This is a genomic window from Jeongeupia wiesaeckerbachi, assembly GCF_050916355.1.
GTDB lineage: Bacteria > Pseudomonadota > Gammaproteobacteria > Burkholderiales > Chitinibacteraceae > Jeongeupia > Jeongeupia wiesaeckerbachi.
The window spans coordinates 34,647-55,644 of sequence record NZ_CP136946.1; the positions used below are offsets into that span (position 1 = coordinate 34,647).

The 20,998-nt window shown below is 65.2% G+C and carries 16 protein-coding genes and 1 tRNA gene; 7 read left to right on the forward strand and 10 right to left on the reverse strand.

Annotated elements, in window-relative coordinates:
• Positions 1-76: 76 nt before the first annotated feature.
• Together R0382_RS00210 and R0382_RS00215 are read right to left on the reverse strand one after the other, a co-directional pair.
• The gene (locus tag R0382_RS00210) at positions 77-850 is read right to left on the reverse strand and encodes a hypothetical protein (protein WP_432721448.1); all 774 of its coding nucleotides are present in this window, start codon (positions 848-850) and stop codon (positions 77-79) included.
• A gap of 41 nt (positions 851-891) precedes the next feature.
• Positions 892-1,905 (reverse strand): cupin-like domain-containing protein, encoded by a 1,014-nt coding sequence (locus tag R0382_RS00215; protein WP_432721449.1) that lies wholly within the window; start codon positions 1,903-1,905, stop codon positions 892-894.
• A gap of 195 nt (positions 1,906-2,100) precedes the next feature.
• On the opposite strand from R0382_RS00215, the gene R0382_RS00220 reads away from it, so the two are divergent.
• Positions 2,101-3,897 carry an isomerizing glutamine--fructose-6-phosphate transaminase gene (locus tag R0382_RS00220; RefSeq protein WP_432721450.1) on the forward strand — a complete coding sequence of 599 codons (1,797 nt, stop codon included), beginning with the start codon at positions 2,101-2,103 and terminating at the stop codon, positions 3,895-3,897.
• A 162-nt stretch (positions 3,898-4,059) separates the two neighbouring features.
• Here R0382_RS00220 and R0382_RS00225 read toward each other — a convergent pair whose 3' ends face one another.
• On the reverse strand, positions 4,060-5,496 hold the full coding sequence (locus R0382_RS00225) for a PLP-dependent aminotransferase family protein (protein ID WP_432721451.1): 1,437 nt from the start codon (positions 5,494-5,496) through the stop codon (positions 4,060-4,062).
• Positions 5,497-5,669: 173 nt separating this feature from the next.
• Here R0382_RS00225 and R0382_RS00230 point away from each other — a divergent pair, with 173 nt between their 5' ends.
• The 3 genes from R0382_RS00230 (at position 5,670) to R0382_RS00240 (ending at position 10,035) form a co-directional block, all read left to right on the forward strand.
• Positions 5,670-6,002 (forward strand): hypothetical protein, encoded by a 333-nt coding sequence (locus tag R0382_RS00230; protein WP_432721452.1) that lies wholly within the window; start codon positions 5,670-5,672, stop codon positions 6,000-6,002.
• 222 nt (positions 6,003-6,224) lie between these two features.
• Positions 6,225-7,805, forward strand: a complete 1,581-nt coding sequence (locus R0382_RS00235) for a methyl-accepting chemotaxis protein (protein ID WP_432721454.1) — start codon at positions 6,225-6,227, stop codon at positions 7,803-7,805.
• A 151-nt stretch (positions 7,806-7,956) separates the two neighbouring features.
• Entirely contained in the window at positions 7,957-10,035 is a 2,079-nt protein-coding gene (locus R0382_RS00240; RefSeq protein WP_432721456.1) for a putative bifunctional diguanylate cyclase/phosphodiesterase, read from the forward strand.
• Here R0382_RS00240 and R0382_RS00245 read toward each other — a convergent pair whose 3' ends face one another.
• The 5 genes from R0382_RS00245 to R0382_RS00265 form a co-directional block, all read right to left on the reverse strand.
• Positions 10,036-10,929 (reverse strand): DMT family transporter, encoded by an 894-nt coding sequence (locus tag R0382_RS00245; RefSeq protein ID WP_432721458.1) that lies wholly within the window; start codon positions 10,927-10,929, stop codon positions 10,036-10,038.
• 10 nt (positions 10,930-10,939) lie between these two features.
• On the reverse strand, positions 10,940-11,785 hold the full coding sequence (gene nadC, locus R0382_RS00250) for a carboxylating nicotinate-nucleotide diphosphorylase (RefSeq protein WP_432721460.1): 846 nt from the start codon (positions 11,783-11,785) through the stop codon (positions 10,940-10,942).
• A 108-nt stretch (positions 11,786-11,893) separates the two neighbouring features.
• A complete protein-coding gene (locus R0382_RS00255; RefSeq protein WP_432721461.1) occupies positions 11,894-13,255 on the reverse strand; it encodes a phosphomannomutase/phosphoglucomutase in 1,362 nt (453 codons plus the stop codon).
• Positions 13,256-13,321: 66 nt separating this feature from the next.
• Positions 13,322-14,320 carry a YheT family hydrolase gene (locus R0382_RS00260; RefSeq protein ID WP_432721463.1) on the reverse strand — a complete coding sequence of 333 codons (999 nt, stop codon included), beginning with the start codon at positions 14,318-14,320 and terminating at the stop codon, positions 13,322-13,324.
• 216 nt (positions 14,321-14,536) lie between these two features.
• On the reverse strand, positions 14,537-16,141 hold the full coding sequence (locus R0382_RS00265) for an ABC-F family ATPase (RefSeq protein WP_432721464.1): 1,605 nt from the start codon (positions 16,139-16,141) through the stop codon (positions 14,537-14,539).
• A gap of 126 nt (positions 16,142-16,267) precedes the next feature.
• Here R0382_RS00265 and R0382_RS00270 point away from each other — a divergent pair, with 126 nt between their 5' ends.
• The 3 genes from R0382_RS00270 to R0382_RS00280 all read left to right on the forward strand — a co-directional run bounded on the left by R0382_RS00270 (position 16,268) and on the right by R0382_RS00280 (position 19,154).
• Positions 16,268-17,230 carry an aminotransferase class I/II-fold pyridoxal phosphate-dependent enzyme gene (locus R0382_RS00270; RefSeq protein WP_432721466.1) on the forward strand — a complete coding sequence of 321 codons (963 nt, stop codon included), beginning with the start codon at positions 16,268-16,270 and terminating at the stop codon, positions 17,228-17,230.
• 275 nt (positions 17,231-17,505) lie between these two features.
• The gene (locus R0382_RS00275; protein WP_432721467.1) at positions 17,506-19,020 is read left to right on the forward strand and encodes a hypothetical protein; all 1,515 of its coding nucleotides are present in this window, start codon (positions 17,506-17,508) and stop codon (positions 19,018-19,020) included.
• Between the two features lie 44 nt (positions 19,021-19,064).
• A tRNA-Ser gene (locus tag R0382_RS00280) sits at positions 19,065-19,154 on the forward strand.
• A 185-nt stretch (positions 19,155-19,339) separates the two neighbouring features.
• On the opposite strand, the gene dacB is transcribed toward R0382_RS00280, so the two are convergent.
• Both dacB and R0382_RS00290 read right to left on the reverse strand, forming a co-directional pair.
• Positions 19,340-20,767, reverse strand: a complete 1,428-nt coding sequence (gene dacB / locus R0382_RS00285; RefSeq protein WP_432721468.1) for a D-alanyl-D-alanine carboxypeptidase/D-alanyl-D-alanine endopeptidase — start codon at positions 20,765-20,767, stop codon at positions 19,340-19,342.
• Positions 20,764-20,991: an oxidoreductase-like domain-containing protein gene (locus R0382_RS00290; RefSeq protein ID WP_432721470.1), complete on the reverse strand. Its 228-nt coding sequence runs from the start codon at positions 20,989-20,991 to the stop codon at positions 20,764-20,766. The genes dacB and R0382_RS00290 overlap by 4 nt, the downstream gene beginning before the upstream one ends.
• Between the last annotated feature and the right edge of the window lie 7 nt (positions 20,992-20,998).

The following is a 20,998-nucleotide window of genomic DNA, read 5'->3' on the forward strand; positions in this document are numbered from 1 at the left end:
CAGGCGGCAATAAATCCGGCCAAAATACCCCCAAGCCACGCCAGAAGTCAATCACAGACTGGGTTTCAGCCCGATTTCAGGCCAGCAAGGCGCGGTGCAGGAAGGCATCGAGCAAGCGCTGCTCCTTCAGGTACAGCGTCACCGTGTGCAGCGCTTCCGGATACGGATAAAGCCGGACCGAGCGATGCGCGGCCAGCCGCAGCGCATGCACCGCGTCCAGACACACCGCCTCGGCATTGTCGCCACCGGCATTGGTGCCAAAGCCGACGTGCAGCTCGCCCTGGTAATCACGCTCGGCCAGCAAGGCCGTCAGGTCATCGCACAGGCCGACCGGCGGACGGGCCGCCAGCGCCTGCATCACCGGCAACCAGCGCCGCTCGTTGTACAGGAGCGCCTCGTCGACCTTCAGGTGCGACAGCGGCCCGAACGCGGCGATCCGCGCCGCGCCGAGCCGCACGCCGTAATGAATGGCGCCATACGCCCCCATCGATTCGCCCAGCGTCGCGACGTATGACGGCCGAATCACCTCGATCAGCGTCTGCAGGCTGGCCAGCGTTTCATCGACGCTGTCACCCAGCCCCTTCACCCCCTGCTGGTACCACTGGCTGCGGCGATCACGCAGCAGGATGCGGTTGATCGGCCGGCCGGCAATATCGGCCAGCTTGCGTGTGCGGCCCCAGCCATAGAAGCCGGGGTTGCCGTTCCAGTCGACGAAGGCGAAGGTGATCACCAGCGGTGCGCCGGGGTGGATTTCGTCGATCAGGAACTCGCCGGGCGCAGCCTCGACAAGTTCGCGCGACAGCGCCGGAAACGGCTGGGCGAGGAATTCGGGGGTCAGGATATGGCTCATTCAGACTCCTGTTGGATCAGATTGGCGACTCAGCCCCGGGCTCAGTAATCGAGCTGTCCGGGATAGAAGCCGGTGAAGTCGTTATCCCAATGGAAATTGATCGACGACACCGTGCACGACACATCCAGCCCTTCGACGAAATGCCAGCAACCGACGGGCAAGAAGAGGATCTCGCCCGGATTGAGGATGCACTCGAGCACCTGCACATCGCGCATCATCGGGAAGCGGTCGTAATCGATGGCCCGGCCGTCGACGTCGCTGAAGCAGTGACGATGGTTATAGACCCGCGCGACCTCGGCCGGGGGAATCAGCAGCACGCGTTTGCGACCGATCACCTGCGCCATGAAGTTGTTGGTCAGATCGTGATGGAACGGCGTGATCGTGCCGGCCGGGCCAAGCCAGAAGAAACCGTCGTCGGGCGAACCGGCGTCCTGGTATTCGGACAGCGGCTTCAAATCACGCCACAAGCCCGCCAGTGCGCGGCGGTTCTGCGAGGTATTGTTCGCCGTCATGTAGAAATCGTTGGTCCGGCCGGCCGACTGGATCAGCGACACATAGTCACCGAAGCGCATCGTCTGCCGATGCTGCACCGAATTGATTTCGTACTGCGCGTCCTGGTTGCGGCCGAACTGCACCTGCACTTCGGCATCGCCGAAGGCGCCGGCAAAGTAGTCGAGGTTCCATTTCTGCATCGCCGGCCAGTCGTCGAGCATGCCACTGATGATCACAGGCCGGCCGGTGCTGTAGAACTCGCGATAGAAGCGCTCGCGGCCGAGCTTGTGGTGACGTTCGACCTTCAGATCGAACTGGCGGTTGAGCTTGCGCTGGATGTCGAGCACCCAGTCATGCTTGGCCAGGCGGTTCTTCAGCCGCGTCGCACCGGCGATGTATGGGCTGCGCTGCGCGGCTTCCAGTTCGCTCCGCGCCACCTCGGGGGCAATGCCGGCGGCGATCATCACGTCGCACAGCGATTGCGGCACGCTGCCGAGGATCAGGTTTTCGGCAATCCAGCGACGCCAGCCATCGTCGATCTGCACGGTATTCAGTGAATCCATCGTCTTCCTCCATATTTTGATCGTCGCGGCCATGCCGCGATTTTCCCGTACCGTTCGACGCGCCGATCGCCGGTGTTTTTTTTGTCCACGGGAACGAGGAATACTTTATCCGTATATTCAGCTCACATTAAGATTTGGCGACGATTTTGCACTAGTCTTGACACAAATCCTTCCACCCCTTCGGCGCGCCCGTCCATGAGCACGATTTTCGGATTCATCAGCCAAAACAACGCCATTGCGCCGCTTTCCCTCGTCTTGTCACGTCACCCCGAACTTGGCTACCGCCACTTGTCTGCGCTCGGTGGCAATGTCGGCGAACTGAACGCCATCCACGCCGCCGGTCCCCAGGCTGCGCTGGCCGATGCGCTCGCCCCTCACGATGGCAGGCGTCTGCTGGCGCGGCTCGACTGGTCGCACGATGGCGAACGCGCCGTGGCACTCAGCCGCGACCGGATCGGCGTGGTGCTGCGCGGGCAGATCGACAACGCCGAGGCCCTGGCGGAGCGGCTTGCGCAGCTCGGCTACCCGTCCGATCCGGCGCGGCCGGCGGCGCTGGTCGCCGACCTGATCCACTGGCACGAGCACGCGCTGAAGGACCTGTCGCGGGCGGTTCAGGCTGCCCGGCTGGAACTGCAGGGCATCCATGCCTTCGGCGTGACCTGCTGCGACGGCGGCAGCCCGCTGGTGTTTACCGGCAACCGGATCGCGCTCTATCTGGCGCTGTCGATCATCGGCGTCGCCTGCACCGACAATGTGCAGTTGCTGCCGGCCGACCGCCGCGAACAATTGCGCTTGTCCGAGGGCGACGTCGTCAGTCTCCATCCGGGACACGTCGAAGTGGTCGACACCAGCGGCCAGCCGGTGCGACGCACGGCCACGCTGACGCTGAATGGCGACGAAGCGCTCGACCGCTTCGGCCACCACATGGAAAGGGAAATCGACGCCCAGCCGGCGCTGCTCGCCGATGCGCTGTCGCTGCGCGGCGCAATTCCGGCGCTCGAACGACTGCTTGGCGACGACGATGTCAGCGAGCTGGCCGGCATCCGCACAATCACGCTGCTGGCCAGCGGCAGCAGCCACCATGCCGCGCTGACGGCACGCTACTGGCTGGAAGCCCTGGTCGGCGTACCGACGCTGGTCGAGCTGGCCAGCGAATTCCGCTACCGCGAGGTGGCGTTGCAACCCGATACGCTGGTCATCGCCATTTCGCAGTCCGGTGAAACCGCCGACACCGTCGCCAGCCTGCGGTTTGCCCGCCAGCTTGGCGCCACGCTGACACTGGCGATTTCCAACGTCAGCGACAGCACGCTGATGCATCAGGCGCGCTGGCATCTGATCACCAACGCCGGGCCGGAAATCGCCGTCACATCGACCAAGACCTTCTCGGCGCAATTGCTGACGCTGTATCAGCTTGCGCTCGGGCTGGCCCGGCTGCATCAGCGGCTCACGCCGGAGGCCGAAGCGGACGCACGCCACCGGCTTGGCCAACTCGCGCAGCGTGCACACGCGGTGCTGGCGCTCAAACCGTTGATCGACGACTGGGCCCGGACGATCGCCCAGGGGCAAACGCTGTTCTGCGTCGGTCGGCACAGCAACTACCCGGTGGTGCTCGAAGGCGCGCAGAAAATCCGCGAGGTTGCCTATCTGGGCGCCGAAGGCCACGCCGGTGGCGAACTCAAGCACGGACCGCTCGCGGTGGTCGATCGCAATCTGCCGGTGGTCGCCTGCGTGCCGTGGAATCGGCTGGCCGAGAAAATGCTCGCCAACCTGCAGGAAATCCGCGCGCGGCATGGGCGCATCTATGTGTTTACCGACGCGGCGCTGCCGTCGGACGAGCGGATGAACGTGATCCGCATGCCCGCCTCCCTCGGCGATCTCGACCCCTTGCTGTACACGCTGGCTTTCCAGTTGCTGGCGTACCGGATTGCGCTGCATCGTGGCACCAGCATCGATACGCCGCGCTACCTGGCCAAGACCGTACTGACCGAATAAGAAGCCTGTTTCATTAGGCGACTGCGCCTTTCGCCCTCATCCGATGCCCGGAATCCCGCAAGGGGCTATCTGCGGGCCGTCCTCATGGACGCTATGTCGACTCCGGTTCCTGCGCGTCGGTTGAGGGCAAACGGCCTTGGCTCGCCTGCTGGACGTGGGTTCTCAGCCGTCGAGATCGGCGGCAAGCCGGCCGAGCGTGCGCATCGCGGCATTGAGTTCGCGCGTGTACGGCAGGCCGCACGACAGGCGAACACACGCATCGAAACGGTCCGAGTTCGAGAACATCGGTCCCGGCGCAATGGCGATGCCCTCGCACATCGCCCGCTCGAACAGGCGTTCGGCCGACGCGCCGCCGGGCAGTTCGGCCCACAGGATCAGCCCGCCCTGCGGCGGCGTCAGCCGTGTCCCGGCGGGGAAATAGGTCGCGACGGCTTCGATCATCTGCTCGCGCTGATCACGCAGGGCCAGCCGCAAACGCCGCAAATACCGTTCATACGCGCCGCTGCCCATGAAATCGGCCACCGCCAGCTGCGGCAGGACTTCTTGAGCGCGACTCAGCGCATGCTTGAGCTGTGCGACCCGCTCATGCCAGCGGCCCGCGCTGATCCAGCCCAGGCGCATTCCCGGCGCCAGCGTCTTGTGCAGCGACGCGCAGTGGATCACGTTGCCGGTCCTGTCCCACGCCTTCAGCGCCGACAGCGGCGTATCGGTGCTGCCGAGCAGGCTGTAGGTGTCATCCTCGATCAGCGGGATCGCGTTCGCTTCGCACCACGCGACCAGCCTGGCCTTGCTGTCGTCGGGCATCACGGCACCCAGCGGATTCTGGAAGTTCGGCACGGCGACGACGGCCTTGATGTTCCGGTAGGTCTGCGCCGCCAGCTCAAGCGCTTCGACCGAAATGCCGTTCTGCGCGCTGGTCGGGATTTCAAGCGCCTTCATGCCTTGCGCCTCGAGGATCTGCAGCAAGCCGTAATACGTCGGCGATTCGACCGCGATCACGTCGCCGGCTTGGGCCACGGCCCGCAAGGCGAGGTTCAGCGCCTCGATGCAGCCATTGGTGACGATGATGTCATCGCGGCTCAACGCAATCCGCGCCGACAATGCCCGCTGCGCCAGCACGCCGCGCAGTACCGCGCTGCCCAGGGGCTGTGCCGACGACGTCAGCACCGACGGATCGTTGCGCAGCGACCGGATCATCGCCTGCTTGAGTGCCTCGGTCGGATACAGCTCGGGCGACCCGCTCGCGGCCGCGAGGTTGAAACGCACCGGGAACTGCTTGCCCTGGGCGATGATGCTGGTCACCCGTTCCTGAATGCCGACGTAGCGCGCCGGATCGGCCAGCCGGGTAGACGGTTCGGCGACCGGCTGGCACACCGGCTTGCCGGGCAGGCGGACGAAGTAGCCGGAGCGTGGCCGTGCCTCGAGGTAGCCGTCACGCTCCAGATAGCGGCAGCTTTGCAGCGCGGTCGACAGGCTGACGTCATGCCTGTCCATCAAGGCCCGCAGCGACGGCATGCGGCTGCCCGGCGCCAGCGTGCCGCGCTCGATGGCCTGCTGATAGTGCGCCGCCAACTGGCGGTAAAGCGGGAGTGCGTCCATGCGTCCATTGTTCACCGCAGCCGCAAAGCGGAACAGATACAGATTCGCATCAGCTGTATCGCAACACGGTCATTTTTTTGCCTCTGTTCTGCATCGACCCGGCGCGCCCTATGCCTCGAAGCGCGCCGGCCCGCTCCGTAAGCTGGTTGGGTCCATTCAGCGGAGTCCACACCATGCAACAGCCCACCCCACACATGATCCGTCTTGCCGCCCGGCAAACCGTCAATCTGGACGTCGGCCGCGGCGCGGTACTGCGTGTTGTCCGCGGCAACATCAGCATGATCGCGTCGCCGCAATGGCTGGCCGAAACGCTGCTGCCGGGCGAACACCCGCTGCGTCAGGGCGAAAACTGGCAGTTCGAGCGCCATGGCTACCTGACCCTAAGGACCGACGACGTCGGCGCACAGCTGGTCTATCAGCCGCCCCAGCCCCAGCCGGCCCGCTTCGACTTTGGCCGCTGGCCGCTGCTGACCGTGTTCTGGCGTGGCAACAAGCGCCACGCCTGAGACACCGCCACCCCGAGCCACGGCGCACCACGCCGTCGCGGCCCGGCATGGAAATTTTTACAAATAACTGACATAAATTTGCAGGCAGGACGCACCAAACCAACGCCGGCCCCTTGCCAGGGCCGGCCAATCCACAACATGGGTCAAAGCGTGCCCTGTTAATTAGAATTTCATAATTGATGAATACGATCGCGGGCTTACAAAAAGAATCGGAACGCCCCCATGCGTATTGCCACCCAGCTCAAGCTGGTCAGCATCGTCACCGTCTGCACGCTGGGCCTGCTCGCCGGATGGATCTGCTGGCAGAACCATCGCCTGTACCAGGAGTACGGCCAGTTTCGCGATAACCAGACCGCGCTTGGCGCCATTGCCGAGATGAAAAGCAGCATGCTGACGCTATCGCGGCTCGATCCGCTCGCCGCCGACGCCGAAGCGCGCATTGCCTCGACCGAGCAGACCGTGGCAACGGCAGCCGCCACGCTGCGACCGCTGCTCGACGCCGAACGCAGCAGCCGGCTCGACGCCTTGCTCGCCGGCCGCTGGCACAACTATCTGAAGCAGTACCGCAGCGCCGTGGCGATCTCGGCCACCAGCCCGCAGGACGCCATCGGCATTCCGGAATCGATCTACCACAGCGAACTTGAGCCAACGCTGACCGAGCTCGACAACGCCTCGCAACGCAATCGCGATCAGGCCACGGCCGTCACCGCGGCGATCGATCTCCGCGCCGCGCGCCTGCTGGCGCTGACGCTGATTCCACTGGGTTTGACGGCGCTGGCCATCGTCGCCAGTCAGCGCTTTTTTGCCCGCAAGCTGGCGCGGCGGCTGGCCGCCATGGCCGATGGCGTATCCCGTCTCGCCACCGGCGAGCTGAGTCAGCGCATGCACGAGAACGACGACGAGATCGGCCAGCTCGGCCGCCAGCTCAACCACTTCGTCGACCGGCTTGCCAGCACGCTGCGACAGGCGCAAGCAGCGGCGCAGACGACGCGGGACGATGCCGGCGACGTCGCCCGCCTCGCCGGAGACGTCCACGCCGATGCCGACCAGCAAACGCGTCACCTGCAGGATATCGCCGGCAGCAGTGCCAGCCTCGAAGCCGCCGTTCAGCATGTCGGCCAGCGCGCCGAGCAGGCGGCCGGTGCGGCACAGCAAACCCAGGCGGCCATTGCCGCCGCGCGCGCGGCCGGCGACGCCTCACTGGGCCGGCTCGATCAACTGACCGAGGACTTCGGCCACGCCGAGCATGCGATGCAATCGCTGGCCGAGGCCATCACGCAGATCGTCGTCGTCGCCGAAAGCATCGACACGATCGCCGGGCAAACCAATCTGCTGGCGCTGAACGCGGCGATCGAAGCCGCCCGCGCCGGCGAGGCCGGACGCGGCTTCGCCGTAGTGGCTGACGAAGTACGCAAACTGTCGGTGTCGACGACCGATTCGACCCAGCGGATCCGCGAAATCATCAACGCCACCCGTTCGCGCACCCGCGATACGCTGGCGGCGATGCAGGCGGCCGCAGAACGAATCGGCGAATGCCATGACAACGGCGCGACGGTGAACGCGTCGCTGGCCAACATCAGCGCCGCCGCGGCACAGGTCGGCACGATGATGAGCGAGATCAACGACGCCGTCGACGAACAGGGCCGTGCCAGCGGCGCGATCCGCGAGCGGCTCGAACACATCGGTGACAGCGCCCGCGACAGCCGTGGCCTGAGCGAAACGATGCGCGACGAATTACGTGGACTGACCGACACCGCCAACGCGCTTGACGGCCAGCTTGCCTGGTTCCGGCTGGCCCGATAAGCAGTCGGCAGCCGGCAAAAGGCAATCCTAGGGAAATACCCAAGGTATGAGTTTACGGCACCGGCCTCGTCCACTTCGTACGATACGTGCATAATGTCGGCTTATTTTGTAAGGAAAGTTCTTACACACGCTGTTTACTGCAGATAAGGCCGTGCCGGTGTTAAGCAATAGTTACAATCAGGTTCTCGTTCTTTGCTCCTTCCTGGTTGCCATCCTCGCCTCGTACACCGCGCTGGACATGGCTGGCCGCGTGGCGGCGGCGACCGGCAATGCCAAGCGTTGGTGGCTGGCCGGCGGTGCGTTCGCCATGGGCTTGGGCATCTGGTCGATGCATTTCATCGGCATGCTCGCCTTCAGCCTGCCGATTCCGCTCGGTTACGATCCGCTGATCACGCTGGGCTCGCTGCTGGCGGCGGTCGGCGCGTCGGTCTTTGCACTCTGGCTGGTTTGCCAGCCGACCTTGCCCCTGACAAGACTGCTGCTGGGCGCGCTGCTGATGGGCAGTGGCATCGCCGCCATGCATTACACCGGCATGGCGGCAATGCGCATGCTGCCCGGCATCCGCTATGACCCGGCGCTGTTCGCGCTGTCGATTCTCATCGCCGTCGGCGCCTCGGGCGCGGCATTGTGGATTGCGTTCCGGCTGCGCTCGGGCTCGCCGCACGTCACGCTGGCCCGTTGCGCCGCCGCCGTCGTCATGGGCGGCGCCATCGTCGGCATGCATTACACCGGCATGGCCGCGTCGCAGTTTCCGCTCGGCAGTTTCTGCAGCGCAGCCAACAGCGGCATCGCCACCGACTGGCTGGCCCTGCTCGTCATCGTCGTCACGCTGGCGGTGCTGGCGATCGCGCTGATCGTTTCGGTGCTCGACAACCGCATGGCCGCGCACACTGCGGTACTGGCCGAATCGCTCGCCGAGGCCAACCACGAACTGATGCATCTGGCGCTGCACGACAATCTGACCAAGCTGCCGAACCGCCTGCTGCTCGAAGACCGGCTGACCCAGGCCATCCAGAAGGCAGAGCGCGACCGGAGCCGCTTTGCGCTGATGTTCATGGATCTCGACGGCTTCAAGGCCGTCAACGACGCCTACGGTCACCACATCGGCGACGGCCTGCTGATCGACGTCGCCGACCGCATCCGCCGCTGTGTGCGTGCGCAGGACACGATCGCCCGGCTCGGTGGCGACGAATTCGTGCTGATGCTCGAACTCGCCGGCCCCGAGGGCGCAGCCACCGTGGCCGAAGCGCTGGTCGACGCCATCGACCAGCCCTTCAATGTCCAGCGTCATCTGCTGAGCGTGTCGGCCAGCGTCGGCATCGCGCTCTATCCCGACGATGGCCGCGACCAGCGCGAGCTGATGGCTAACGCCGACGCGGCGATGTATCACGCCAAGGATTCGGGCCGAAACGGCTACTGCTTTTTCGAGGCGTCGATGAACGCCAACGCCCAGAGCCAGCTGCAGCTGATGCACGATCTGCGGCTGGCGCTGGGGCGCAACGAGCTCGCGCTGCACTATCAGCCCAAGTTCGACGCGATCAGCGGCCGCGTGACCGGCGCCGAGGCGTTGCTGCGCTGGCACCACCCCCGGCACGGAATGATCAGCCCGGATGCCTTCCTCGCCCACGCCGAGCGCTCCGGCCTCGTGCTGCAGATCGGTGACTGGGTGCTCGATGAAGCCTGCCGGCAGATGCGCGAATGGCACGATCAGGGGCACGCCGACTGGTCGATCGCGGTCAATCTGTCGGCGCTGCAGTTCGCCCACGCCAGCCTGCCGGCCACGGTCGAAGCGACACTGCTGCGGCACGCGCTGGCGCCGTCTCGGCTGACACTGGAGATCACCGAAACCACGGCAATGCGCGACGCCGAGGCCAGCCTTGTCATCCTCCAGCAGCTGGCGGCCGCCGGCGTGAACATCTCGATCGACGATTTCGGCACCGGTTATTCGAGCCTGCTCTACCTGAAGCGCTTGCCGGCCAATGAATTGAAAATCGACCGTGGCTTCGTCAACGAGCTGGCGCACGACAGCGACGACGCCGCCATCGTTTCGGCCATCGTCGCCCTGGGTCAGACGCTGAACCTGAATATCGTCGCCGAAGGCGTCGAAACCCCGGCGCAGCGGGCCTTCCTGACTCGGCTCGGCTGCGACTCGCTGCAAGGCTTCCTGCTCGGTCGACCGGTGCCGGCCAGCGAATTCCCCCGTCTTGTCGCCGACGAAATGGCCGTCTGACTATGCGTCGCGTTTGGGCAGGATGGGCGCGGCGGACGCCTGCAGACTGGCAATCGCGATCCCCGCCAGCACGCACAGCAGCGCGATGCCGTGCGCCAGCGTCGGCTGCTCGCCGAGCACGATGATGCCGTAACCCGCGGCGGCGACCGGCAACACCGCGGTGAACACCCCGGCCAGCTGGCCCGGGACATGACGGATGCCCTTCATCCACAACCAGAACGAAAACACGCTCGCAGCCAGCCCGTACCAGATCACCAGCGCCCAGGTGTCGAGCGCAACCGCGCTAAAGTCGAAGGAACGCGCGGCGAATACGCCGAGCGGCAGCATCAGCAGCAAGCCGATGCCGTGGGTGTAGGCGCAGATCTCGATCGCCGGCAGCGTCTGCGTCAGCCGCCGCGACAGGATCACGTACAGCGACTCGCACACCACCGCACCGAACACCAGCAGATTGCCGAACAGGCTGCCGCCGTCGCCGTCGCCACGCGCAAGGTTGACGATCAGCACCCCGCCCATTGCCAGCGCCACGGCCAGCATGGCGCGCCGGTTCGGCCGCTCGCCCAGCAGCAGCCACGCCAGCAGGATCACCACTGCCGGAATCGTACTGGTGATCACCCCGGCGGCCAGCGCGCTGGTATGGCGGACGCCGTAGAGCATCAGCAGCGTGAACAGAAAGGTGCCGAACAGCGCTTGCAGAAAGAGGTTGCGCCATTCGGCCCGGCTGACCCGACGGACGAGTGACGGCCGGTACACCGGCACCAGCACCGTGACGCCGACGACGAAGCGCAGCAAGGCGAACAACATCACCGGCATCGTCGCGACGATGGCCTTGCCGATGCCGACATTGCTGCCGACCATCAGCATCGCAGCAATCAAACACAGCGCGTAGCGGTTCATGGCGGCGAGGTCAGAGCACGAAACGCATTGACAGATCCACCGCGCGAACGTCCTTGGTCAGCTTGCCGACCGAGATCCGGTCGACGCCGGTTTCGGCGATCGCGCGCAGCGTCTCGATATCGACGCCGCCCGATGCCTCGAGCAGTGCCCGACCGGCGTTGAGCGCCACCGCATCGGCCAGTTGCGGCAGCGTGAAATTGTCGAGCAGCACGCTGGTCGCGCCGGCGGCCAGCGCCGCGTCGAGTTCCAGCAGGCTCTCGACCTCGATCTGGATTGTCACGCCAGCCGGCGCCAGCGCCTGCGCCGCCGCCAGCGCCTCGGCAATACCGCCGGCCGCCATGATGTGGTTTTCCTTGATCAGGATGCCGTCGTACAGGCCGATGCGCTGGTTGGCGCCACCGCCGACGAGCACCGCGTATTTCTGCGCCCGGCGCAACCCCGGCAGCGTCTTGCGGGTATCGAGCACCCTGGCACGCGTGCCGTCGACGACGTCGGCGTAGCGGCGCGTCTCGGTAGCGACGGCCGACAGCAGCTGGAGGAAATTCAGCGCCGAACGCTCGCCGGTCAGCAGGCTGCGCGCCGGGCCAAGCAGCTCGCACAGCAGCGTGTCGGCGTCGACGCGGTCGCCCTCGGCAACGCGCCAGTTCACCCGCACACCGGGATCAAGCTGGCGGAACACCTCGTCGAACCAGGCGATGCCGCAGACAACGGCATCCTCGCGCGCCAGCACCGTCGCCCGGCCTTGCGCGTCGGCGCCAATCAGCTCGGCGGTCCAGTCACGCTCGCCGATGTCTTCGGCCAGGGCTGCGGCAACGTTGGCGGCGATCAGTTCATGGGGCGGCAAGGGATGAGTCATGCGGAAAACCTGCTGGCAAGAGTGAAAGTAAACGGGACAAGGTCCCCGGCCGCAGTGTACCGACGCCGGCTGGCGCAACGCCAGCCAAGCCCGGACCCGGGCCTGTGCTCAGACTGTGAACGTCGGGAACGGCAACGGCGACAACGCCGTGGCCAGCTCGTCGCGGATGCGCAGGATCGCATCGCGATGATCGGCCTCGATCCGCAGCGTCAGCACCGGCGTGGTGTTCGATGCGCGGATCAGCCCGAAGCCGTCGGCGTATTCGATGCGCAGCCCGTCGACCCGCAGCACCTCGGTCGCGGTCGGAAAAATCGCCACCGCGGCGACGCGGTCGACGATGCCGTGACCATCACCATCCACCGGCAGTTGCAGCTCCGGCGTCGACAGCCGGGTCGGCAGCGCCGAATACGCCGCGTTCAGATCCTGGCCGCCGGCAATCATCTGCAGCAGCTTCACGCTGGCATACAGTCCGTCGTCAAAGCCCCAGCAGCCGAAGGCGAAGTGACCCGACAACTCGCCGGCAAGCAGCGCACCGGTCTCCTTCATGCGCTGCTTCATGTGGGTATGGCCGGTGGCAATGATCTCGCTGCTACCACCGTGCGCCGCGATCCAGCGCGACAGTACGCCGGTCGATTTGACGTCGTAGAGCACGTGGCCGCCCGGCTGCCGCGCCAGCTCGGCAGCGGCAAACAGCATCAGCAGCTTGTCCCCGGGAATGAAACGGCCATCCGGCGTCACCGCACCGACGCGGTCGCCGTCGCCATCGAACGCCAGGCCGACGTCGGCGCCCTGCGCGACAACCACGCGCTTCAACTCGGCGACATTGCTCTCGACTTGCGGATCCGGGTGATGGTTGGGAAAGCGGCCGTCGACGTCGCAGTAGAGTTCGGTCACCGCGCAGCCAAGCGCGCGATACAGCGCCGGTGCAAACGCACCCAGCGCGCCGTTGCCGCAATCGACGACAACCTTGAGCGGCCGGGCCAGCGGTTGGCTGGCGACGATCGCCGCCCGGTACTCGGCGTCGATGTCGAGCGGCGCCACCGCGCCTTTTCCGTCGACGAAATCATCGCGGACAATGCGCTCGTAAAGACCCTTGAGCGTTGTGCCGCCGACGGTCACGCCGGCCAGCATCACCTTGATGCCGTTGTAATCGGGCGGATTGTGGCTGCCGGTGACAACGGCACCGCAGCCGTTGGCGTGGCGAATGGCGGCGAAATACATCATCGGCGTCGCGACCAGGCCAAGGTCGAGGACGTCGATGCCGCTCTCCAGCAAGCCGCGGATCAGGGCATCGGCCAGTGCCGGGCTCGACAAGCGGCCATCGCGGCCGATGGCCAGCTTGGGCTGCTGCTGCGCCCGGGCCTCGGCACCGAGCGCCCGGCCGACCAGATACGCGGCCTCCGGCGTCAGCAGATCGACGCGTGCGCGGACGTCATAGGCCTTGAAGATTTGTGCGGGGATGGACGCCATGGCGTACTCCTTGAAGGGGGGCCGTCGGTCGTGCCGGCAATGCGGCCGCGCCGTAGCGGTATCGCGCTAGCGCGCGTCGGGCGCGTAAAACTGAAAATAACGCATCAGCGTGTTCGGCAGCCAGTCGAGCTTTCCCGGAGGCGGGCCGGACAGGAAGCCGACATGTCCGCCTTCGTCCGGCTGCAGCAAGGTCACCCAGTCCGAGACATCGTCCTCGCCGGGCAGCGCCGAAAGCGGCACGAAGGGATCGTTGCGTGCATTGATCACCAGCGTCGGCACGCTGACGTTGGTAAGGCCGGGCCTGCTGCTGGCACGGATCCAGTAATCGTCGACGCCGTGATAGCCGTGCAGCGGCGCGGTCACCAGATCGTCGAATTCACGCAAGGTTACCGCCGCCCTCACCTTGTCCAGATCGACAAACGGGTTCTCGGTGATCTGCAGCTTGGCCAGCATCTTGCGCTTGAGCGTGCGCAGGAAGTTGCGCGTATAGATCCGCCGGTTGACGCCGGTATCGAGCGCGGCGCCGCAAATCGTCAGATCGAGCGGCGCGCACACCGCGGCGGCCGAGGCGAGCACCTCGCCGGCCGCCTCGCCCTGCTCGCCCAGCCACTTCAGCAGCGCGTTGCCGCCGAGCGAAATGCCGACCGCGTACACCGGTGCATCGGGATGGCGATTGCGGATCCGTCGCAGTATCCAGTCGATTTCGTTGGCATCGCCGGCATGATAGGCACGCGGCAAGCGGTTGGTGACATTGCCGCAGGAACGGAAATGCGGCACGACACAGCGCCAGCCCTTGGGATAGAAGTGCTGGAACAGCGACAGCGCATAGTGGCTGCGCGAGCCGCCTTCGAGGCCGTGGAACAGCACCAGAATCGGCGTGCCGGCGCGGCCATCGACCCAGTCGACCGCAATGCTGTCGAGGTCGGGCGTGACCCAGGTCTCGCGGCGGTATGCCGGAGTGCGCTGCCATAGCAGCGTGGCTGGATAGATCGTTTGGGCATGCCCGCCCGGCAGCCAGCGCGGCGCGCGGTAGACGGGCAATTGCAGCTGGCGTTCTCGTTGCATCCGGACATTTAGCCCAAAAAAGTGGGGCGCATCAATGAGCAAGGCCACCTAGGGTGGCCTTTGAACATTCTCGGCAAACGGACTCAGTCGGCGAAAAAGCCAAAGCAGGTCATGTTCGCTCGACGCGCAGAAACCGGAACGGACACAAGGTCCATGAGGCTTTCACGCATCGAACGGGCACGAAATGCGCAGGCGCAGCCGCCGAATGAAGCGGGTTTACTCGAGGCCGCGGCTTTCCAGGTACTCCTCGTAACCGCCGAGGTAATGCGTGAACGTACCGTCGCCGTTGAGTTCGAGAATCTGCGTCGCCAGCGACGACACGAAGGTGCGGTCGTGCGAGACGAAGATCAGCGTGCCCTTGTACAGATCGAGCGCCAGGTTCAGCGATTCGATCGACTCCATGTCCATATGGTTGGTCGGCTCGTCCATCACCAGCACATTGGTCTTCTCGAGCAGCAGCTTGCCGTAGAGCATCCGGCCCTTCTCGCCGCCCGACAGCACCTTGACCGACTTCTTCACGTCGTCGCCACCGAACAGCAGTTTGCCGAGGATGCCGCGGATCACCTGGTCGTCGTCACCCGGCTGGCCCCATTGCTTGAGCCAGTCGAACACGGTGAGGTCTTGCTCGAAGTCTTCCTCGTGATCCTGTGCGAAGTAACCGATGGTCGCCTTCTCGGCCCACTTGAGCGTGCCGGCGTCAGGCTTGAGCACATCGACCAGCAGCTTCATCAGCGTCGATTTGCCGACGCCGTTGCCGCCGATCACCGCCAGCTTCTGGCCGGCTTCGAAAATCAGCGACAGGCTCTGGATCAACGGCTTGTCGAAGGACTTGGACAGATTGCTCGCCTCGAAGGCCTGGCGATGCAGCTTCTGCTTGTCGTCGATCTCGAAGCGGATGTACGGGTTCTGCCGCGACGACGGCTTCACCTCGACCATGTTTTCCTTGATCTTGTCGGCCAGCTTCAGGCGCGACGTCGCCTGACGGCTCTTGGACTTGTTGGCGGCAAAGCGCTGGGCAAAGGCCTGCAGCTCGATGACCTTGTCCTTGGCCTTGGCGTTGTCGGTCAGCAGCCGTTCACGCGCCTGCGTGCTCGCCAGCATGTAATCGTCGTAATTGCCCGGGTAAATGCGGATTTCGCCGTAATCGACGTCGGCCACGTGGGTGCAGACCTGATTCAGGAAGTGGCGATCGTGCGAGATGATCAGCATGGTCGAATCGCGCTGGTTCAGCGTGTTTTCCAGCCAGCGGATCGTGTTGATGTCGAGGTTGTTGGTCGGCTCGTCCAAAAGCAGCACGTCCGGGTTGCTGAACAGCGCCTGCGCCAGCAGCACGCGCAGCTTCCAGCCCGGGGCGACTTCGCTCATCGGCCCGGTGTGCAGCTCGATCGGGATGCCTGCGCCCAGCAGCAAGGCCCCGGCGCGCGCTTCGGCGGTGTAGCCGTCGTATTCGGCGACCTTGCCTTCGAGTTCGGCCGCGTGCATGTAATCTTCTTCGGTCGCCTCGAGATTGGCGTAGATCGCATCGCGCTCGTGAATCGCCGCCCACAGCTCGGCATGGCCCTGCATCACCACGTCGATCACGCGCTGCTCTTCGTAGCCGAACTGATCCTGCTTCAACTTGCCCAACCGTACGCCCGGCTCGAGCGAGACATTGCCACCGCTCGGCTCGAGGTCGCCACCGAGGATTTTCATGAAGGTCGATTTGCCACAGCCGTTGGCGCCGATCAGGCCATAGCGGTTGCCGTCGCCGAATTTGACGCTGACTTTTTCGAACAGCGGCTTGGCGCCGAACTGCATGGTGATGTTTGCGGTACTGATCATGGGTATAAATATCCGTCGTGGCGCGCCGGAAGCGGCCGAAGCGATTTAAAATCCTTGCCTGCAGCCCGATGTCCAGCACCGGTAGGTGCTTGATCGTTTTGCGAAATTCGCCGGATTTTAGCACAGATGACCCCAGCTTCCCGCCTCGCCGACATCGCTCCTTTTCACGTCATGCGCATCCTGGCCGACGCCCAGGCGCTCGAAGCCACGGGCCGCGACGTGATCCATCTTGAGGTCGGCGAACCCGATTTTCCGACGCCGCAAACGATCGTCGACGCCGGCATCGCAGCGCTGAGCCAGCACCAGACTTTCTACACCGGCGCCTGTGGCCTGCCGCAGCTGCGCGCGGCCATCGCCGGCTTTTACGACGAGCGTTTCGGCGTCCGGGTCGACCCGCGCCGGATCATCGTTACGCCCGGCGCCTCGGGCGCCCTGCAGCTGATTCTGGCGCTACTGGTCGGCCGCGACGACGAGGTCTTGCTCACCGACCCCGGCTATCCGTGCAACCGCCATCTGGTGCGACTGTTCGAGGGCAAGGCGGTCAATGTGCCGGTCGGCCCGGCAACGCGCTACCAGTTGCGCGCCACCGACATCGCAGCACACTGGACCGAACGCACCGTCGCCGCGCTGGTCGCCAGCCCGGCCAACCCGACCGGCAGCGTGCTCGAACCGTTTGAAATCGCCGAGCTGGCGGCCGCCTGCCGCGAACGCGGCGGCACGCTGATCGTCGACGAAATCTATCAGGGCCTCGTCTACGGCCGACCGCACGAAACCGCACTCTCGGTCGCCGACGACGTGTTCATCGTCAACAGTTTCTCGAAGTTCTTCCAGATGACGGGCTGGCGGCTGGGCTGGCTGGTCGCGCCCGAGCGGGCGGTCGCCGATCTGGAGAAACTGGCGCAAAACCTGTTCCTCGCGCCGCCGACGCCGGCGCAGCATGCGGCACTGGCGGCATTCTCCCCGGCAACTCAGCTCACTCTGGAAGCAAGACGTCAGGAACTGGATGTTCGCCGTCGCTATCTCACCGAGCGGCTGGCCGCCATCGGCTTCGCGCTGGCCACACCGGCCGAGGGTGCCTTCTATCTGTGAGTCGACGCCGCACGCTTCACCGACGACGCAGCCGCCTTCGCTGCGCGGCTGCTCGCCGATGAAGCTGTCGCCGTCACGCCGGGGCTCGATTTCGGCCTGGCGCCGACCATGCTGCGCTTTGCCTACAGCCAGCCGGTTGCGCGGCTGGAACAGGCCTGCGACAGACTGGCGAGATTTTGTAAGCAACCATTGAAAAACAGGGTTTCCGAACCTTAGTCTTACAATCATACTGACGCACCGACGTGGCTGGTCGGAGCAATGACACGGAGCAGATTATGTTCGACTTCAAAGCGTTGATCGGTGCGCTGCTGGGCCGCCGCGAACGCGAAGGCGTCTACGACTACAAGTCGGCAACCGTCCTGATGCAGGAGCTGCCAGAGAGCGACATCCTGCAGGCGCAGATCGAGATCGTACAAGCGCTGCGCCAGCTGAACGGCAACGCCGCCATCAGCCTGAAAGAGCGCCTGAAAACGGTGCCCTACCTCGATGAAAAAGCCCGTGCGCTGCAAGCCCATCTGGTCGCCATTTACCGCGGCCAGCTGATCGACGAAACGGCTGCGCCGCATCAGGTGCTGCCGACCTTGCTGGCGTTCTGGCACGAGATGGCCGACGCCTACCGGCTCTGCCTGAAGCAGGCACAGCAAACCAAGCACCTCGAGCATCGCGACCTGCCGCTGTACGCACTCCGGGGCCTGAACTATGCCGTCCAGCAAAACAAATGGGCGGCACTGCGCTACATGGAGAGCGATGCGCGCAGCTGGCGCCTGATACACCGGCTGTACCAGTACGCCGAAACGCTGGGCAGTGCGCGCGCGCCGCTGCAGCCCTATCCGGACGAGGAAATCAGCAGCGCCGAGCGTGAATACGTGCAGGCGCTGATGTTGACGCTGGCCGCCCCGGAGAAACTGCAGCCCGAGCAGATCGAACTGACCGCGCAGTGGCTGAAGCGCTGGAGCAGCCAGATCAATCTGGAAACCCAGATCCATCCGACCCAGCAACTGTACGCGGTCAACCTTGCCGGCTCAACGCCGCCCAAACGGCTGCGCCGCGACATGGTCGGTGAAAACTGGCGCTACTGGCAGACCGACACGCTGACGCAGCAGATGCACCATCTGCGCGATGCGCTGCTTGGCGGCGGCACACCCGCAACGCATGGCCTCCCCGACGAAACCGCCCTGCCGGCCAATATCGAACTGCTCGATACGCTGGCCGAGCGATGGTCTCGCGATGCGCCGGCGCCGATCCGCAAGCACGAACGCCACGCCGCCCGCCAGGCGATCACCGTCTGGCGCGGTCTTGAGGAAGCAGCACAGGCGCTGCGCAGTCCGGCGGCCGGCAAGGCGCGGCAATGGGAGCTGCTCGACGAAAGCGTCAGCGGACTCGGCATCCGCTGCCGCAGCGTCAGCGACGACAAATTGCAGGTCGGCGAACTGCTCGGCATACAGGGGCTGACACAGCGCCCCTTCTGCCTCGGCATCGTCCGCCGCATCGTGCGCAAACCGGACGGCGCGGTCGATCTCGGCATCGAGACGCTGGCCAGCAATCCGGTCGCGGTCGAGCTGACGCCGCTGCTGGGCGAGCGCAGCTTTACCGGCCTGTACGCTGCCGAAAATCCGGCCATGAACCAGGGACGCTTTCTGGTGCTGCCGCAAGGTTTCTACGCCGACCACCGCGAGTTCCGCCTCGGCGCCCAGCACAAGCGTTACCGCATCCGGCTCGGCGACGCGATCGAGCAGACGCCGCACAACGCCATCATCCGTTTCGCCGTGCTGGAAAAGCTGGCGGCCTGAGGGCTGTCAGACGCCGGCAGCTCTGGTAGAATCGCCGGCTTGCTGGAAGCGTGGCTGAGTGGTTTAAGGCAGCGGTCTTGAAAACCGTCGGGGATGTGAGTCCCCCCAGAGTTCGAATCTCTGCGCTTCCGCCAAAACAGCAAAAAAGCCCCTGATTCATTCAGGGGCTTTTTCATTGGTGCAGGTCATTCAGGGCGCCACTCCACATTGGCGACGGCAGCACCGAGCGGCGATTGGATCGCAACGGCCGGATCAGCACCGACTGCGTCTTGCGATGCACCGCGAACAACCCAGCGAGGGTTGCGACGTCCCCTTTACGTCAGCCGCGCAAAGCAGCGAGCTCGGCCGACGAGCGTGTCGTCACCCAGCGCAGCAAGGCGTCAAGCACCGGCATGGCGCCGGGCGCCTTCGGGTGGTTCAGCAGCGCGACGACGACCCAGTCCCGCCCCTGTTGGTCGCGCACATAACCGGCGACTGCGCGTACATTCTTCAGCGTACCGGTCTTGATGTGCGCCGCACCGGCTTCGTCCTTCAGCCGTTTGCGCATCGTGCCGTCGATGCCGACGATGGGCAGCGACGAGATGAACTCCGAGGCCAGCGGGCTGCGGTAGGCCGACACCAGCATCTGGCCGAGGTGTTCGGCGCTGATCCGCTCGACCCGCGACAGACCGGCGCCGTTTTCCAGATGCAGCTCGGCCATATTCAGCCCCTGCTGCTGCAGCCAAGCATGCACGCGCGCATCGGCGGCAGACTGAGTATCACGGGCGTCGTCGGGCGATGTGGCCCCCAGCGTAAGGAACAGCTGTCGCGCCATCAGGTTGTTGCTGAATTTATTGATGTCGCGAACCATTTCGGTCAACGGCGGCGACACGCTGGTCGCCAGCACCTTGGCCTGTGCGGGTGCCACACCATCACGCACCTGGCCGGAGAAGCGTCCGCCCTGCTCCTGCCACAGCGAACGGAACAGGCTGGCCGTGTACGACTTGGCGTCAAGCACCGAAAAATAACGGTCGCCAGCACAATCGACCGGGAAGCGCCCGCTCACGCTGACGCTCGCCTGCGGCCCGCCATCGTTGATCTTGAGCTGGACACCGTCCTTCCACGCCGCACAGTTGCCACCCGCCGCCAGCTTCAGCGTACTGTCGAGCCGGACCTTGTCGAGCGCCGGTTCCAGCGTCGCACGCACCGTTGCCCCATCGCTGCGCAACATCAGCCGCACGCTGCCGAAGTTGCTGACCAGCGCATCGGGCGTCACCAGATACGGCTGGCCACTTTCGTCACTGTCGTCGTCGAACGGCGACGTCGTTGCCGGCAGGCTGAATACGCTACGGTCGAGCACCAGATCGCCGCGCAGATCGGTGACGCCGGCAGCGCGCAGCTCGCGCACCAGCAACCACATCCGCTCGAACGTCAGCTTGGGATCGCCACTGCCCTTGAGATACAGTGGTCCGTTCAGCACGCCGTTCACCGCCGGCGCATCCGCCAGCAGCTGCGTTTTCCAGCTATAGGCCGGGCCGAGCAGATTCAGCGCCGACCAGGTCGTGACCAGCTTCATCGTCGACGCCGGGTTCATCGGCCGGCTGGCGTTCTCCAGCAGCACCGCCGGACCACCGTCGACCGGCAGAATCGCCGCCCCCAGCGCCGACACCGGCACACCGGCCTTGACCAGCGCCGACTCAACCTCGGCCGGCAGCGCCGCCTGCGCGGCACCGCTGCACAACAACAACGACAACAGAAGACGTTTCATCGACTCGGCAAATCCTTGAACTCGGGATGACGTTGCAACCACGCCGCACGCTCGCGGCGATAGGCATGCAGGGCTTCGGCATAGGTATCGAAAATACAGGGCTCGCAACCGCTGCCGCAGCATTCTTCCAGCGCCGGCTCGAACGGCGGCTCGGGTGGCGGATCGTCGATGGGGAAATCGGGGAGGTGTTGATTGTCTGCGGGCTGATTGTCTGCGTTAGGCATCTGTTAG

Coding starts and splice junctions, on each gene's coding strand:
- R0382_RS00270 (WP_432721466.1), top strand. CDS start 16,268: ATGACCCCAGCTTCCCGCCTCGCCGACATCGCTCCTTTTCACGTCATG.
- R0382_RS00235 (WP_432721454.1), top strand. CDS start 6,225: ATGCGTATTGCCACCCAGCTCAAGCTGGTCAGCATCGTCACCGTCTGC.
- R0382_RS00230 (WP_432721452.1), top strand. CDS start 5,670: ATGCAACAGCCCACCCCACACATGATCCGTCTTGCCGCCCGGCAAACC.
- R0382_RS00275 (WP_432721467.1), top strand. CDS start 17,506: ATGTTCGACTTCAAAGCGTTGATCGGTGCGCTGCTGGGCCGCCGCGAA.
- R0382_RS00265 (WP_432721464.1), bottom strand. CDS start 16,141: ATGATCAGTACCGCAAACATCACCATGCAGTTCGGCGCCAAGCCGCTG.
- R0382_RS00215 (WP_432721449.1), bottom strand. CDS start 1,905: ATGGATTCACTGAATACCGTGCAGATCGACGATGGCTGGCGTCGCTGG.
- dacB (WP_432721468.1), bottom strand. CDS start 20,767: ATGAAACGTCTTCTGTTGTCGTTGTTGTTGTGCAGCGGTGCCGCGCAG.
- nadC (WP_432721460.1), bottom strand. CDS start 11,785: ATGACTCATCCCTTGCCGCCCCATGAACTGATCGCCGCCAACGTTGCC.
- R0382_RS00220 (WP_432721450.1), top strand. CDS start 2,101: ATGAGCACGATTTTCGGATTCATCAGCCAAAACAACGCCATTGCGCCG.
- R0382_RS00210 (WP_432721448.1), bottom strand. CDS start 850: ATGAGCCATATCCTGACCCCCGAATTCCTCGCCCAGCCGTTTCCGGCG.
- R0382_RS00225 (WP_432721451.1), bottom strand. CDS start 5,496: ATGGACGCACTCCCGCTTTACCGCCAGTTGGCGGCGCACTATCAGCAG.
- R0382_RS00260 (WP_432721463.1), bottom strand. CDS start 14,320: ATGCAACGAGAACGCCAGCTGCAATTGCCCGTCTACCGCGCGCCGCGC.
- R0382_RS00245 (WP_432721458.1), bottom strand. CDS start 10,929: ATGAACCGCTACGCGCTGTGTTTGATTGCTGCGATGCTGATGGTCGGC.
- R0382_RS00290 (WP_432721470.1), bottom strand. CDS start 20,991: ATGCCTAACGCAGACAATCAGCCCGCAGACAATCAACACCTCCCCGAT.
- R0382_RS00255 (WP_432721461.1), bottom strand. CDS start 13,255: ATGGCGTCCATCCCCGCACAAATCTTCAAGGCCTATGACGTCCGCGCA.